12 protein-coding genes and 1 pseudogene are annotated in these 14,626 nt (G+C 42.5%); 5 read left to right on the forward strand and 8 right to left on the reverse strand.

The window, feature by feature from the left end:
* A partial coding sequence (gene menD / locus WB217_RS13485) for a 2-succinyl-5-enolpyruvyl-6-hydroxy-3-cyclohexene-1-carboxylic-acid synthase (protein ID WP_423993731.1) occupies nucleotides 1–686 on the reverse strand: 686 nt, incomplete at its 3' end.
* Nucleotides 683–2,089, reverse strand: coding sequence for an isochorismate synthase (locus tag WB217_RS13490; protein ID WP_423993732.1), 1,407 nt, complete (start codon nucleotides 2,087–2,089; stop codon nucleotides 683–685). The genes WB217_RS13490 and menD, both read right to left, overlap by 4 nt.
* A 457-nt stretch (nucleotides 2,090–2,546) precedes the next feature.
* On the opposite strand from WB217_RS13490, the gene WB217_RS13495 reads away from it, so the two are divergent.
* The 5 genes and pseudogenes from WB217_RS13495 (at nucleotide 2,547) to WB217_RS13515 (ending at nucleotide 5,814) form a co-directional block, all read left to right on the forward strand.
* Nucleotides 2,547–3,476 (forward strand): 1,4-dihydroxy-2-naphthoate polyprenyltransferase, encoded by a 930-nt coding sequence (locus tag WB217_RS13495; protein ID WP_423993733.1) that lies wholly within the window; start codon nucleotides 2,547–2,549, stop codon nucleotides 3,474–3,476.
* Between the two features lie 329 nt (nucleotides 3,477–3,805).
* A complete protein-coding gene (locus WB217_RS13500) occupies nucleotides 3,806–4,582 on the forward strand; it encodes a TraR/DksA C4-type zinc finger protein (RefSeq protein WP_423993734.1) in 777 nt (258 codons plus the stop codon).
* A 155-nt stretch (nucleotides 4,583–4,737) separates the two neighbouring features.
* A complete protein-coding gene (locus tag WB217_RS13505; RefSeq protein WP_423993735.1) occupies nucleotides 4,738–4,863 on the forward strand; it encodes a Gfo/Idh/MocA family oxidoreductase in 126 nt (41 codons plus the stop codon).
* Between the two features lie 36 nt (nucleotides 4,864–4,899).
* Nucleotides 4,900–5,076, forward strand: a pseudogene (locus WB217_RS13510) (Gfo/Idh/MocA family oxidoreductase); the annotation flags it as partial.
* Nucleotides 5,059–5,814 (forward strand): Gfo/Idh/MocA family protein, encoded by a 756-nt coding sequence (locus WB217_RS13515; RefSeq protein WP_423993742.1) that lies wholly within the window; start codon nucleotides 5,059–5,061, stop codon nucleotides 5,812–5,814. The pseudogene WB217_RS13510 and the gene WB217_RS13515, both read left to right, overlap by 18 nt.
* Before the next feature lie 95 nt (nucleotides 5,815–5,909).
* On the opposite strand, the gene WB217_RS13520 is transcribed toward WB217_RS13515, so the two are convergent.
* The 6 genes from WB217_RS13520 to WB217_RS13545 form a co-directional block, all read right to left on the reverse strand.
* A complete protein-coding gene (locus WB217_RS13520) occupies nucleotides 5,910–8,312 on the reverse strand; it encodes a glycogen/starch/alpha-glucan phosphorylase (protein ID WP_423993736.1) in 2,403 nt (800 codons plus the stop codon).
* Nucleotides 8,302–9,753 carry a glycogen synthase GlgA gene (gene glgA, locus WB217_RS13525; protein ID WP_423993737.1) on the reverse strand — a complete coding sequence of 484 codons (1,452 nt, stop codon included), beginning with the start codon at nucleotides 9,751–9,753 and terminating at the stop codon, nucleotides 8,302–8,304. The genes WB217_RS13520 and glgA overlap by 11 nt, the downstream gene beginning before the upstream one ends.
* On the reverse strand, nucleotides 9,750–10,781 hold the full coding sequence (locus WB217_RS13530) for a sugar phosphate nucleotidyltransferase (RefSeq protein ID WP_423993738.1): 1,032 nt from the start codon (nucleotides 10,779–10,781) through the stop codon (nucleotides 9,750–9,752). The genes glgA and WB217_RS13530 overlap by 4 nt, the downstream gene beginning before the upstream one ends.
* Before the next feature lie 23 nt (nucleotides 10,782–10,804).
* On the reverse strand, nucleotides 10,805–11,953 hold the full coding sequence (locus tag WB217_RS13535) for a glucose-1-phosphate adenylyltransferase (protein WP_423993739.1): 1,149 nt from the start codon (nucleotides 11,951–11,953) through the stop codon (nucleotides 10,805–10,807).
* Complete coding sequence (glgB, locus tag WB217_RS13540) at nucleotides 11,871–13,829, reverse strand: 1,4-alpha-glucan branching protein GlgB (RefSeq protein ID WP_423993740.1); 1,959 nt, start codon at nucleotides 13,827–13,829, stop codon at nucleotides 11,871–11,873. Before glgB ends, WB217_RS13535 begins: the two co-directional genes overlap by 83 nt.
* Nucleotides 13,830–14,428: 599 nt before the next feature.
* On the reverse strand, nucleotides 14,429–14,626 hold a 198-nt coding region (locus WB217_RS13545; protein WP_423993741.1), incomplete at its 5' end, for a hypothetical protein.

Here is a 14,626-nt window from a genome sequence, read left to right on the forward strand (position 1 = left end):
CCGCACACAATGATTCCCTTGCGATACGATGAGAAATCCTCACTGATTTTTTCAAAGACCTCATCCGACAGGCTCAAATGCCCTGTATGTATGTCAACATATCCTCCAGAACGTTCAGTCACTTCAAATAAACCCTCATCCATTTTTGGAATCAGCGGTTCTCTGAACGGGAAGTTCAAGTGGACAGGCCCAGCTGGATAGCTTGAAGCTGTTGCTGCAGCCCTTGCACATACTGTCCGTGCGTAACGGATCATTTCATCTGTTTTTTCCGGCGGCGCCATTTCAACGAACCATTTTACATTCTTCCCATATAGGTGAATCTGGTCTATCGCCTGTGGTGCGCCAACATCCCGAAGTTCATGGGGGCGGTCTGCAGTCAAAACGATCAATGGAACGCGAGAAATCCTCGCTTCGATGACAGCAGGATAATAATTGGCTGCCGCTGTACCTGAAGTGCATAGAAGCGCCACTGGCCTGCTTGTCGCTTTAGCAATCCCGAGTGCAAAGAATGAAGCAGAACGTTCATCTACATGCACATGGATACGTAATTCAGGATGCTCAGACATCACCAGTGCCATTGGAGTCGATCTCGATCCAGGACTGATGACTACATCCTTCACTCCTGTTTTAGACAACTCCGCTACGAAAGCGGCGATATATGCTGTTAAACCTTCCTGGTGGCTCATGATTTTTTTCCTCCAAGTGCTGCAAGCATCGGACGGAACTTGATGCTAGTCTCTTTATATTCACTTTCTGCATTAGAATCCGCTACAATTCCGCAGCCCGCAAACAATGACGCTTCTTTCCCCTGGATTAGCCCGGATCGAATCGCAACGGCGAATTCCCCATTGCCGCGATAATCTAACCAGCCTAGGGGAGCGGCATACAGACCGCGGTCGAGCTGTTCCACTTCTCTGATTTTTTCCACTGCAGCTTGTTTAGGCAGTCCCCCGAGAGCAGGCGTAGGATGCAGCCTGTTCACCAAATCCAGTAAAGAAGTACCTTCACGGTTTTTTCCGATTACTGGTGTATACAAATGCTGGATATATTTCATTTTCATCAATTCAGGCTGATCTGGCAGAATGACCTCGTCACACGTTTCCTGCATAGCTGCCTTGATCATATCGACAACATATTGATGTTCGATTAAATTCTTTTGGTCATTTAGGAGCTCATCGCCCAGCTTCTCATCTTCCTCTGGGGTAGCGCCTCTGCCAATCGACCCTGCAAGACACGCCGAAAACAGGCTTGCCCCCTCCTTCTTTACCAGTCTTTCTGGGGAAGCACCGATAAAGCAGTCGCCATTTGATTCAAAGGCGAAGGTAAAACTATCTCTTTGCTCGTCAAGCAGATTCTTCAGTACGCTTTCCGCCTGGATGATATCAGTAAAATGAAGACGGAGTTCCCTTGCAAGGACAACTTTTTTCAGCTCGCTGTCTCCAAAATCATGAACAACATCAGTAATCGTTTCTTTCCAGGCTTCTGGATTAATCTCAACAATATCTTTGATATCCAGTTTTGCCAGAACAGGCTTTTTGTTTGATAAGGAAAGGACTCCCTGACGCTCTTTCATTATTTTATCAAATAATGATAAATCATCATGCTGAGTGCAGACTAAATTGGTTGTAAAGTATGCATTACCTTTGATGATGGTCAGCATATATTTCGGCAAATGGAAAAGAGCACCTGAAAACTTGGACCATAAAGCAGTCTTCTCTTTCAGCGGATCGAAAGAAAAGCCGCCAAACAAAGATGGTCCTGTACCGTTTTCCTTATGATTATTATAGACAAACGCATTTTCCGTGAAGCGCTTCCACTCTTTTTCAACATGAAAAAAGCGGTCAGCATCCTGATCCGACTGTATTTGCCCGCATATTCCCAAACCAGCAATGACGAAGTCACCTTCAGGATCCTTCCAGAAAAAGCGTTCTCCTAAGAATTTATCCCTTCCTGTAGCAAAGAAATAAAAAGGATCTATATTATCTATTTTATGGACTTCGCTGACCAGTATAGACCGAGATAGTCCTTTGGCCCGCTCAATCGCATCAAGAATTCCCTGTCTTAGTTCCGTTTCTTGAATGGCAACCAAAAAAATCCCCCCAATAACAGCCTCTCATCTGTTATCACACGTTTAAAAGCTTATTTTAAGATACACCTCATAAATAACTATGTCAATCATGGCAAACTGCACAAAACTAGTTTATTCCTTATTATATATTAATCACCTTTTTTAAAAGGTGTTCACCACAAAGATTGTTGTGTTCATGCTCCCAATCGTTGAGACATCTTTTCTTTAATATTATCAACTTTTCAATTATACCGACTATTTATCCAAGCCTACCAAGATTAAAACCAACAATGTAGTGCACCTTACAAAATCTTCTAAATAAAACACGAAAATACTAATTGACAGTACATATGTGAAAATCTACACTTATTATTGTAAGGCAATATTGCCTAGATGATAAACACCTTTTTGACAAATTTGGTTCATTTAGATAAGATAATTAGGTTTGATATATTCATATTAAGGGAGAGAATTAGATATGCAATCACAGCTACAGCCTAGTTCTTCACCATCAGTGACTGGCTCTGACTGGAGAGTTTGGTGGCAGCTTACACGGCCCCATACACTTACAGCTGCATTTGCCCCTGTTTTACTGGGCACTGCTTTAGCTATAGAAACAAACGGTATCCATTGGGGATTGTTTCTGGCAATGCTGATTGCGAGCTTGCTGATCCAGGCCGCTACCAATATGTTCAATGAATATTACGATTATGTACGTGGCCTTGATAACGAGAATTCAATTGGGATTGGCGGAGCGATTGTCCGCCACGGCATTAAGCCTAAAACAGTTTTAAATCTGGCTTTCAGCCTTTACGGAATATCCGTCCTTCTTGGTGTATATATCTGCATGAACAGCAGCTGGTGGGTTGCTGCTGTCGGGGTAATCTCCCTTGCTGCTGGATACCTCTACACTGGCGGTCCGCTGCCAATTGCTTATACACCATTTGGTGAGCTTGTCGCAGGTTTTTTCATGGGTGTTCTGATCATTCTTATTTCGTTTTACATTCAGACAGGTACCATAACAGAAACGAGTGTACTCGTCTCAGTGCCAAGCTTCCTGCTGGTTGGAGCAATCCTACTGGCAAATAATATTCGTGACCTTGATGGTGACAAGGAATTTGGCCGCAAGACATTGGCAATCCTCCTTGGAAGAAAAGGAGCAATCAGGCTGCTTGCAGGAATGTTCATCGTTTCTTATGGCTGGGTGATCGGGCTGATTATTGCTGGAATTGTTTCACCTTGGCTTGCACTGGTTGCCCTCAGTATTCCTAAGGCAGTTAAGGCTACAAAAGGTTTCATCGGCAAATCAAATCCATTGCAAATGATGCCTGCGATGGCCGCAACTGCACAGACAAACACAATTTTCGGATTCCTGTTGTCTATCGGGATTTTCGTCGGATTAATATAAGAAAGCGCAAGCGCCTTGGTCAGCCCCGACAAGCGCTGGCCGACTAAAACCGCCACGTCCTGTGGCAACGTCGGCACTAGTACATCCTGTACGTCGAAGGTCCGCCCAGTGAAGTCGTTCTTTGACTTCATTGGGCGGACCGAAGCGACTCGAGGGGCTAGGCGCTGGAGCTGGACATTTCTCGAAGTGAATTTTATGCTTTCTTATCTTTTAAGACATGAGAAGCTTCTGCCTTTGGCGGAAGCTTTTTCTATGTTTCTTAAAATTCCAGGCGGGTATTTAGTAGGTATGAATCATTTCATACAAATGAAACCTAAGGATGTGTAAATATGCTGACAAATGAACAACTTAACGGATTAAAGCAAATACTTATAGATGAAAAAGAAATGTTGAATACCCAAATTGAAGGTAATAGCGAGGAAGGCTATCTGGGTGGAAGCCAGCGCGAAGCAACAGGTGAATTATCTTCCTACGATAACCATCCAGCTGACAGTGGGACAGAATTATTTGAGCGCACCAAGAACTTTGCAATGGATGAGCATCATGAAGCTCAGATTGAAAAAATCGATAATGCACTGAAAGCAATTGATGATGGCACTTATGGAAAGTGTGCAGAATGCCGAAAAGAAATTCCTTTTGAGCGACTTGAAGCAGTACCTTATACATTATACTGCGTAGAGCATTCACAAGAACAAAACTTATCCACTGACAGGCCTTCCGAAGAGGATATTCTTGAACAGACTCACAACACAGACTTCGATCGCAGGCAAAGCGAAGAAATGACCGATAATCGAAACAGCTTTAATGATGTCGCGGAATTCGGTACTTCTGAAACCCCGGCAGATTTTACAGGCGATCATAAGGACTATAATAAACTGTACATTGATAACGAGAAAGAAGGAGGTTTCACTGAAGATTATGAGTCATTCAGCGCTACAGATATCGATGGCAGCGATAGACGGGTCTTCCAAAGTGAAACAGAGGAAGAATATGAAGATATGCTTGACGACGCCGGCATGGAATCACAGCTTGGTGATATCCCTTATAAAGAGGAAGATAGCTATATAGAAGATAATAAAAAAGAAGATAAAGACCGATCAAAATAATTTAGAAAAGCCATACTGCAAAAAGGCCCAGGTTTATAATCTGAGCCTTTTTGATCTGATTTCACCTAAATAAACAATAACAGCCTAAAAAATTTACAATTATCCCCTGGTGGATTTAATATTAAACTATATTCACGGACAGGGAGCTGGTAATTTTGGGAAAAATTAAAGTAGGTATAATTGGGACAGGTTTTGGCGCTAAGGTTCATGCCCCAATGATGGATCACCATGAAGGATTCCAGGTTGTGGCAATTTCAAGTGTATCAAGGGGCAATATCTAAGAAGCACGGAATGTCAGTGGACTAGATAGGGTATATACTGACTGGCAGCAGATGCTTGAACAGGAGACTCTAGATTTAGTAGTAGTTGCTTCTGCAGTAAATTTACATAAGGAAATGGTAATGGCTGCTTATGGAAAGGGCGTTCATGTAGTTTGTGAAAAGCCAATGGCTTTGGGTACGGAAGAAACAAAAGAAATGATTTCAGCAAGAGATCATGCAGGAAAATGGGGGCTTATCAACCATGAATTCCGCTTTCTGCCGGCACGCACAAAGGTAAAAGAAATCTTAGAAAGCGGCAGACTCGGGAAGGTATTGCATGTCCGATACCTGTGCTCCTTCGCTAATTATACTGCCCTTATTTCAAAACCCCGCGGCTGGCTGGGCCAGGAAGAAAATGGTGGCGGAATGCTTGGTGCACTTGGCTCCCATATGATCGATTCTCTTCAATGGTGGTTGGACAGTACATTTAAAGAAGTATTTGGCCAGTTGCCAATCCATATTCCTATACAGTCCGATCATAACGGAAATAAAGAAATTAGAACAGCGGATGATGCATTCCAAATCATTGGCACTCTGGAAAATGGAACAACTGTAATGGTTGAGTTAATTTCAGCGGCACTCCAAACTGAAAACACATGGCGACTTGAACTATTTGGTACGGAAGGCACACTTGTCATGCTGGACGACAAAAAGGTTCTGCTATCAGCTGGAAATACACCTTTTGAAGAAGTTGAATTAGTACCTGATATAGAAGCACCTTCAAGCATGACTCAAATTGCAGCAAGGTACTATAATGGCTTCCAAAGGGCTTTAGATGCACTCCATGCAACCCTGGTTTCCGGAAAGAAACACCCCTATCTTGCCGATTTTGAAGATGGGCATTCAACTCAAAAGGTATTAGATGCAGTCAGGAATTCCGCACGCGAAGGAAGAAAAGTGGAAGTGAAGTAAATGTAACGAACTCATAAATAAAGAAAGTGACGTGTGCTAATTCACACGTCACTTTCTTTATTAAGACTTTAAATGCTTTTTGAAACCAATTCTGCTTACACCTTTAAGGCGGACTTTATTTTCCAAATCTGATCCGCATATTCGGTAATGGTCCTGTCGCTGGAGAAAAATCCAGACTTTGCAATATTAACGAGGCTCATCTGCAGCCAGGCTTTGCGGTCTAAATATTTTCTGCTAACCATCTGATGGGCAGATGCATATGAATCAAAATCTCGCAGTACAAAATATTGGTCATTGTAACCAAGCAATGAATCATAGATCTCGGTAAAATGATTCTCTGTATCCGGGAAAAATCCATTAACCAGCTGATCCGCCACTTCACGAATTCGCTTGTCATGATGGTAATATTCAAGTGAATGGTAACCGCCATTATTTTGATAATCGATAACTTCTTCAGCAGTCAAGCCAAACAGGAAGATATTATCCCTGCCGACCAAGTCTGTGATTTCCACATTGGCACCATCAAGGGTACCAAGCGTCATTGCGCCGTTCATCATGAATTTCATGTTACCTGTTCCTGAAGCTTCCTTGCTTGCTGTTGAAATCTGCTCGCTGATATCCGCAGCAGGAAAGATTTCTTCCGCCAAAGAAACGCGATAATTTTCCAAGAAGACAACCTTCAGTTTCTCATTGACTGCCGGATCATTATTTACCTTGTTGGCAACACTATTAATCAATTTTATGACCTTTTTAGCAAAATAGTAGCCAGGTGAAGCTTTTGCTCCAAAAATGAATGTTCGCGGATACAGTAAAGCTTCAGGATCCTCCTTAAGAGCATTATACAGGTGCATGATGTGGAGGACATTCAGCAGCTGGCGCTTATAAGCATGCAGCCTTTTCACCTGAACATCAAAAATCGATTCAGTATCAATTTTCAAACCAGTTTTTTCAAAGATCCTGTTTGCGAGTCTCAGTTTATTTGCCTGTTTAATAGCATGCATTTTGTCAAGAAAGGCAGAATCTTCTATAAACCTCATTAACTCCTCAAGCTGTTGAGGTGCTGAAATCCATTCAGGTCCAATTGAATCCGAAATCAATCCAGACAATTCAGGGTTGGCCTTCAAAAGCCAGCGTCGATGAGTGATTCCATTCGTCTTGTTATTGAAGCGCTCAGGATATAACTGAAAAAATAAATTCATTTCACGATTTTTTAAAATTTCTGTATGGAGCATTGCCACACCATTGATGCTATGGCTGCCAACAATCGCTAAAGGAGCCATCCTTACCTCTCCATGAGCGATAATAGCCATACTTTCAACCCTGCCCCAATCGCCAGGATAGTGATTCCAAACCTGCTTACAAAAACGCTCGTTTATTTCTTCGACAATCATAAATATTCGAGGAAGCAGCGGTTTGAATATCCTGATCGGCCATTTTTCAAGTGCCTCTGCCAGAGTAGTATGATTTGTGTATGAAAGGGTTTCAAGGGTAATATGCCATGCATCATCCCAGCCGAGGCCTTCCTCATCCATCAATATCCTCATCAATTCAGGAACAGCGATAGCAGGGTGAGTATCATTAATATGGATGCTGACATAATCATGAAACTCTAGCAAGCTCTTATTCTTCTTTTTAAAAGATTGCACGATCGCCTTAAGGCTCGCAGCGACGAGGAAATATTGCTGCTTAAGGCGAAGGATCTTGCCTTCATCATGTGTGTCATCAGGATATAAAAACTCTGAAACGGATTCTGTATCCTTCTTATATTTGAAAATATCAGCATTAGCCGGAAACCTAGATGGTTCCGCATTCCACAGCCTCAATGTGTTGACTGTTTCAGTCTGGTATCCGATGACAGGCAGATCGTATGGGACGGCCATGACCGTCTCAGCGTTCAGGTGCCTGAACACTAGGCGACCATTTTCCATCCGACTCTCGACTTCACCCCAAAATGGGATTTCAACCGCATCGTCTGCCTTGCGCACTTCCCATACATGTCCATGACGAAGCCATTGATCTGGAAGCTCCACTTGATAACCATCAACAATTTTCTGCTCGAACAACCCGTGTTTATAACGAATTCCACAGCCGTGACCTGGCAAATCCAGTGACGCAAGTGAATCGAGAAAGCAAGCAGCAAGACGGCCAAGCCCGCCATTGCCAAGCCCTGCATCCGCTTCAATTTCCTCCAGCTCGTCGAGATTGATTCCCAGTTCTTCGAGCCCTTCGCATACCACTTTCTCGACGCCCAAATTAATAAGATTATGCCGCAGCAGCCGGCCAAGCAAAAATTCAATCGACAAGTAATATACCTGCTTCTTAGCTCCAGCGCGGTACAATTCATTCGTCTTGATCCAGTCTGCGCTCACATGCTCCCTGATCATATGCCCCAGAGTCTGGAACTGCTCTCGGCTCGTGCTCTCTTCGAAGCTGGTTCCAAACATCATCTCGAGTTTTTTCAAGAAAACAGATTTGAATTTGGGAACACTAGAAAACATGCGATTCACTCCTTGAGATGAGATCAGAATACAACTCATTGTATTGTTTGGCAGATTGAGCCCAGCTGTAATCTGTTTCCATGGCACTTCTGGCCAGGCTTTCCCATCTATCTTCTTGGCGGTAGAGCGATAATGCTTTTTCAATTGTAAACAGCATGTCATGGGCATTGAAATATTTGAATGTAAATCCGTTCCCCTCACCATTAAACTCATTATATGGCTGGACAGTGTCGTTCAGTCCGCCTGTTTCCCGGACTAGAGGAACTGCTCCATAACGCATCGCAATCATTTGGCTTAGCCCGCAAGGTTCAAATTGTGAAGGCATGAGGAACAAATCAGCTCCAGCATAAATCTGATGTGCCAAATTTTCATCAAAACCAATAAATGCCCTGCACTGTTCAGGGTACTGCGCTGACATATCCCTGAAGAATTGTTCAAATTCAGGGTCCCCTGTACCGAGTACAACTAGCTGTATACCAGTCGCCATGATTTCATGGAATACTCCCGTGACAAGGTCAAGGCCCTTCTGTTTGGTTAATCGGGTTATCATCGCTGCAACTGGTATCTCCCTGCTTTCCGGCAATCCAAAAAATCGCTGGATCTCGAGCTTATTTTCGACTCGCATTTCATATGATTCCGGACTGAATTTGCAGGCAAGACCAGCATATGTTTTTGGATCATACAAATCATGATCAATTCCGTTCAAAATCCCTGTCAGGTCTTCACTTCTCTTTCTCAGAATACCATCAAGCTTTTCTCCATAATAAGCTGTCTGAATTTCATCCCTGTAAGTCGGGCTGACAGTTGTAATATGGTCAGCTGAAATCAAAGCTGCCTTCATAAAATTGGCGTTGCCGAAAAATTCGAGCTGAGCATCATTGAAATAACGGCTGTCAATGTGCAGCAAGTCGCCGAGAATTTCACGTGGGAAAATGCCCTGGAACTGAAGGTTATGAATCGTGAATACCGAACGGATTAATCCATAGCCAGGCTTCTTATAGTATTCTGTCCTCAATAAAAATGGGATCATCCCGGTGTGCCAGTCATGGCAATGAATGACATCAGGGTAAAATTCAACTTCAGTGATAAAATCGAGCACAGCGCGATTAAAAAAGGAAAAACGTTCACCATCATCATAATGGCCATAAAGCGAATCCCGCTTGAAGTAATATTCATTGTCAACAAAGTAAAAGGTAACTCCCTCATATACCAGAGTTTCAATTCCGCAATATTGCGAGCGCCAGCCTACCTGCACGCTATACTCTTTCACTCGCTTCATTTCAGAGCGGAATTTTTCCGAAATCATCCCGTACTTCGGCAAAATCACCCTTACATCTGCCCCCAGCTTTTTTAATTCCTTTGGCAGAGATCCGGCAACATCTGCCAAACCGCCAGACTTGATGAATGGGACGCACTCCGATACTGCAAACAATACTTTCACGATCCAGTCCTCACTCCCTGAACCGTACCCTTGCGGATGACAGCTGGTGAACCTTCTGGCGCTGTAATGACCGTACCTGCTTCAATGCGTGCATCTTTATCGACAATAACAGATTCCAAAATACAGTTCTCCTTAATTTGCGTTTTTTGCATGATGATACAGTTACGGATAACTGTATTTTTCCCGATTTTGACTCCCCTTGCGATGATGCTGTTCTCCACTGTCCCTTCAATCAGCCCGCCGTTTGCTACCATAGAGTTCCGGACAGATGCCTCTTTTTCATAGCGGGTTGGAGGCTCATCCTTGACCTTTGTTAATATTGGCCGCTCTTTAGGAAATAGCTGCTTCCATACTTCTGGATTCAGCAAATCCATGCTGGCAGTATAATACTTCTCAATTGTATCTACCATTAGTGCATACCCATCACATTGATAATAGCAAAGCTTAAACTGGCTATCGATATCCGTGACGACATCTCTCATAGTTGAATACCCTGTTTCATTTCGTGTTGCAATCAAGTCCATCAGAAGGGTTTTCTTAACGAGGTATATGCCAAGCGAAGCTCCGTCCTTCTGCACTTCAGTAATATCACAACCCGATTTTAGATGCCAGTCAAGCAATGGCTGAAAGTCCATATTAAAAACAGTATACGAATTGGAGATTAAAGCATACTCCTGCGTACTGCGTTCGAAAAAGTGGATATTGTCGGCAAAATGATCTAGCGACCCTATTCCTGGATGATAGGGCTGATCCAGATTAGGTGTAGGGAAGAAAAACAAGCCATCCCTTTTGCGGTTTAAATCCCAGTTCTTGCCTGATCCTAAATGGTCCATTAGCGATCTGTACTGGAATTTTGGAAAAATCGCCACGCTATTGATGCCTGAATTCACCATATTGGACAGGATGAAATCGATCAGACGATATCGCCCGCCAAATGGTATGGCTGCAACCGATCGGTGGAGAGCCAGTTCATGGAGATCGTCGTGAACTGTTGTTGCGTCTATTACTCCCAATAATTGTTTGTTCATTTCTCTTTCCTCCCGTAATCGGATCAATTGGACTGCAATTCTCCGATTGTCTCTTCCGATACTAAAGTGATTTCATTGCTATCAAGTCCTGGTCCAATAATTGTTCCATCAGGCACGTGAACTCCCGGGGATACAATGGCTTTTTCAATCCTGCAATTAAGTCCGATTACAGCATCTGGCATAATCACCGATTCCTTTACTACAGCACCCTTCCTTACTGTCACTCCCTGAAAGACTACCGACTTGGATACTTCCCCTTCAATCTTACAGCCCTCATTGACAAGAGAGTCTGTCACTTCGCCTTCAGGACAAATATATTGCGGAGGCTGGTTAGGGTTTACCGAATAGATTCGCCATGACTGATCAAACAGGTTCAATTCGCAGTTCCGGTCCAATAAATCCATATTCGCTTCCCACAGGCTTTGAACAGTTCCTACATCCTTCCAATAGCCTTTAAATGGATAAGCAAGAAGTTTCTTTTCTTCTTTTAACATTAAAGGAATGATGTCCTTGCCAAAGTCATGGCTTGAATCAGGATTTTGATCATCCCTTATCAGATATTCCCTTAAAAGGCTCCATTTAAAAATATAAATACCCATTGAAGCAAGATTATTTTTCGCATCTTCAGGTTTTTCTTCAAATTCAGTAATTTTCAACTCAGAATCGGTGTTCATGATGCCAAAACGATTTGTTTCCTCCCACGGTACCTCAATTACAGAAATGGTAGCATCTGCACCCTTTTCGATATGATAATCAAGCATCAGTTCATAATTCATTTTATAAATATGGTCGCCAGAAAGAATCAGGACATATTCTGGGTCATATTGATTAAGATAATTCAAATTTTGATAGATCGCGCTAGCGGTCCCAGAATACCATTTCACCTCGGATGTTTCCGCATATGGCGGCAGCACGGTTACACCGCCATCCTTTCTGTCAAGGTCCCAGGCACTTCCGATTCCTATATAAGAATTGAGCAAAAGTGGCTGGTATTGTGTCAGGACACCGACAGTATAGATGCCAGAATTCGTGCAGTTGCTTAGAGGAAAATCAATGATCCGATATTTGCCGCCAAAAGGGACAGCTGGTTTAGCTAGGTTCTTTGTCAATGAGTGCAGACGGCTTCCTTTTCCTCCTGCCAACAGCATTGCTACGCATTTCTTCTTTTGCATGATTGTTTCTCCCCTTTCTTTTGATAACAGGACGTAAAATCGAAATTCCGAATGGAGAAATATTCATTTCTAAAGAATATGGCCTTCCATGGAAGGCTATTTCTTTCGCTTCAATCACCTTTTTATTGATAAAACCAGAACCCCCATATGGCTGGGCATCGCTATTTAATATTTCGCGGTACTCACCTAGTCTTGGTACGCCGATCTTGTAATCGCTGTATACTTTTTCAGTAAAATTGCAGACAATCACAAGGATTTCTTCAGGGTTCTTTCCTTTTCGTATAAAGGAAAAAATCGACTGTTCATGATTATCAGCATCGATCCATTCAAACCCTTCATAGCTCTGGTCCACTTCATATAATGGCTTTGAACGTTTGTAGAGTTTCATTAACTCCTTCACATAAATGTTCACTTTTTGATGCATTTCATAATCGAGCAGGTTCCAGTCCAACTGCTCCTGGTCTTTCCATTCTGAGAACTGTCCGAACTCTGTTCCCATGAAGGTCAGCTTTTTGCCAGGATGGGCTGCCAAGTAGCCAAGCAATAATCTGAGCTGCGCGAATTTTTGCCAGTAATCTCCTGGCATTTTATCAAGCAATGACTTTTTGCCATGGACAACTTCATCATGTGAAAAAGGAAGAACAAAGTTCTCAGAAAAGGCATATAGGAGAGAAAAAGTTACTTTATCATGTATATGCTTCCTTTCATGCGATTCTGTCTCCATATACTTTAATGTGTCATTCATCCATCCCATGTTCCACTTGTATGTAAAACCAAGCCCTCCATACTCCACAGGAGCTGTCACCTGAGGCCAATCAGTCGAATCCTCAGCAATCATCAACGCGGCATGATCGTAATCCTTTACAGCCTTATTCAGCTTCTTTAAAAACGCCACTCCGTTGGGATTAGCTGCCTGAACCGAATTTGGCCAGTATATGATATTGGCCACGGCATCCACCCTAAAGCCATCAATATGATATTTTTCAAGCCAGAATAAAGCACTAGAAATCAGGAAGCTTTGGACCTCTGTTTTTCCCAAGTCAAAATTGGCCGTTCCCCAGACACGATTTTCACGATCATTTTCAGATTGATATTCAAAAACATAGCTGCCATCAAACAGGTACAGCCCGTGCGCATCCTTACAAAAATGTCCTGGAATCCAGTCAAGGATTACTCCAATTCCGTTTTGATGGCAGACATCAACGAAATACATAAGATCATGCGGGGTACCATATCTGCTGGTAACAGAAAAGTAACCGGTAGATTGATAGCCCCAGGAGATATCGAGCGGATGCTCAGTTAGCGGCAATAATTCAATATGTGTGTATCCATGAGTTAAAATATAAGGAATCAGCTCATCAGCCAGTTCACGGTATGTAAGGAATGAGCCATCTGACGCCTTTTTCCATGAACCTGCATGCAGCTCATAGATATACATAGGTTCATCCAGGCTGGTCTTCCTCTCCCGCTTCTGCAGCCATTTATCGTCATTCCAGTTATAACCTTCGAGAGGAAAAACAATCGAAGCTGTATTCGGCCTAAGCTCTGAAAAGAATGCATATGGATCTGCCTTTAAAATCCTCTCACCTGTCTGTGTCGTGATCTCATACTTATAAATCGTCCCAGAGAGATCTCCCTCTAGAGCAATCTGCCATACACCTTCATTATTCACTTTGTGCAAAACAAAACCGTTTCCATCCCATTGATTAAAATCCCCTGCCAGACTCACAGCCATGGCGTTTGGAGCCCACACACAAAATCGAGTATATGTTTCTGATTCATTTTTAATGACATGTGCACCAAATAAATTGTAACTCTGGTACAGAGTGCCTTCATGGAATAGATGCAATTCAAACTCTGTAGGATTGATTACCAAAACCTTCCACCTGCCTTTGTTAAAACATGCTTACTTTTAAAGAAACACCTTTTTCAGTAGTATTCTAGTTAGCAGGGCAAAATCCTTGTAAACATTTTTTTAATATTTCGACAATAATTCTTAATAATATTTAAATATCGACAAACACAGACAATTGGTAGCGCTTTAATGTACTAAATCTTCCAATTACGCGAATTATGTTGAAGGAAAGTTTACTATTTTTGAAAAGAGAATAATGATTTTTTAGAGGAAGTGCTGAAATTTCTTGGATGAAAGAGAGTAATAGCAGTAAAAATATTATTGAAATGATAACGTTTTCATTCCAACTAATTATTTAGCCTTTCTCTTGAGGCGACTCTCAAACAATACTAGTAGGTAAAGAGGTCTGTGGCATTGGCGTTTTAAGATACCCGTTCAGCAGATAACTTAACCTAAATCTAGGAAAGAATGTGGAAGTAGGTGACTATTGAAATTATGATAACCAGGCTTAAGTTAATTGCAAAAATGATTGCCAATTTCCACTTATTAAACATAAAATCTATTTTATATACCCTTTTTGGGGGATTAATAAACCTAATTGAGTTTTGTTTATCCTTTTTTTAGAACTTGACTGTGTAACCTTGACAGTTGATATCCGCTCCTGGCTCGCTTTCTGCAGGGCGTCCGGTGAACCACCTCGTCATTTTGCTCCTGCGGGGACTCGCCTTGGCCGCTGATCTGGCAGGACTTTGAACGGCTTCCTTGAATCTGCCCACGTACGATGGAAATGCGTTAGCATTTTCGGAGGAGTCGAGTGC

Source organism: Mesobacillus sp. (genome assembly GCF_049588175.1).
Classification (GTDB): domain Bacteria; phylum Bacillota; class Bacilli; order Bacillales; family Cytobacillaceae; genus Mesobacillus.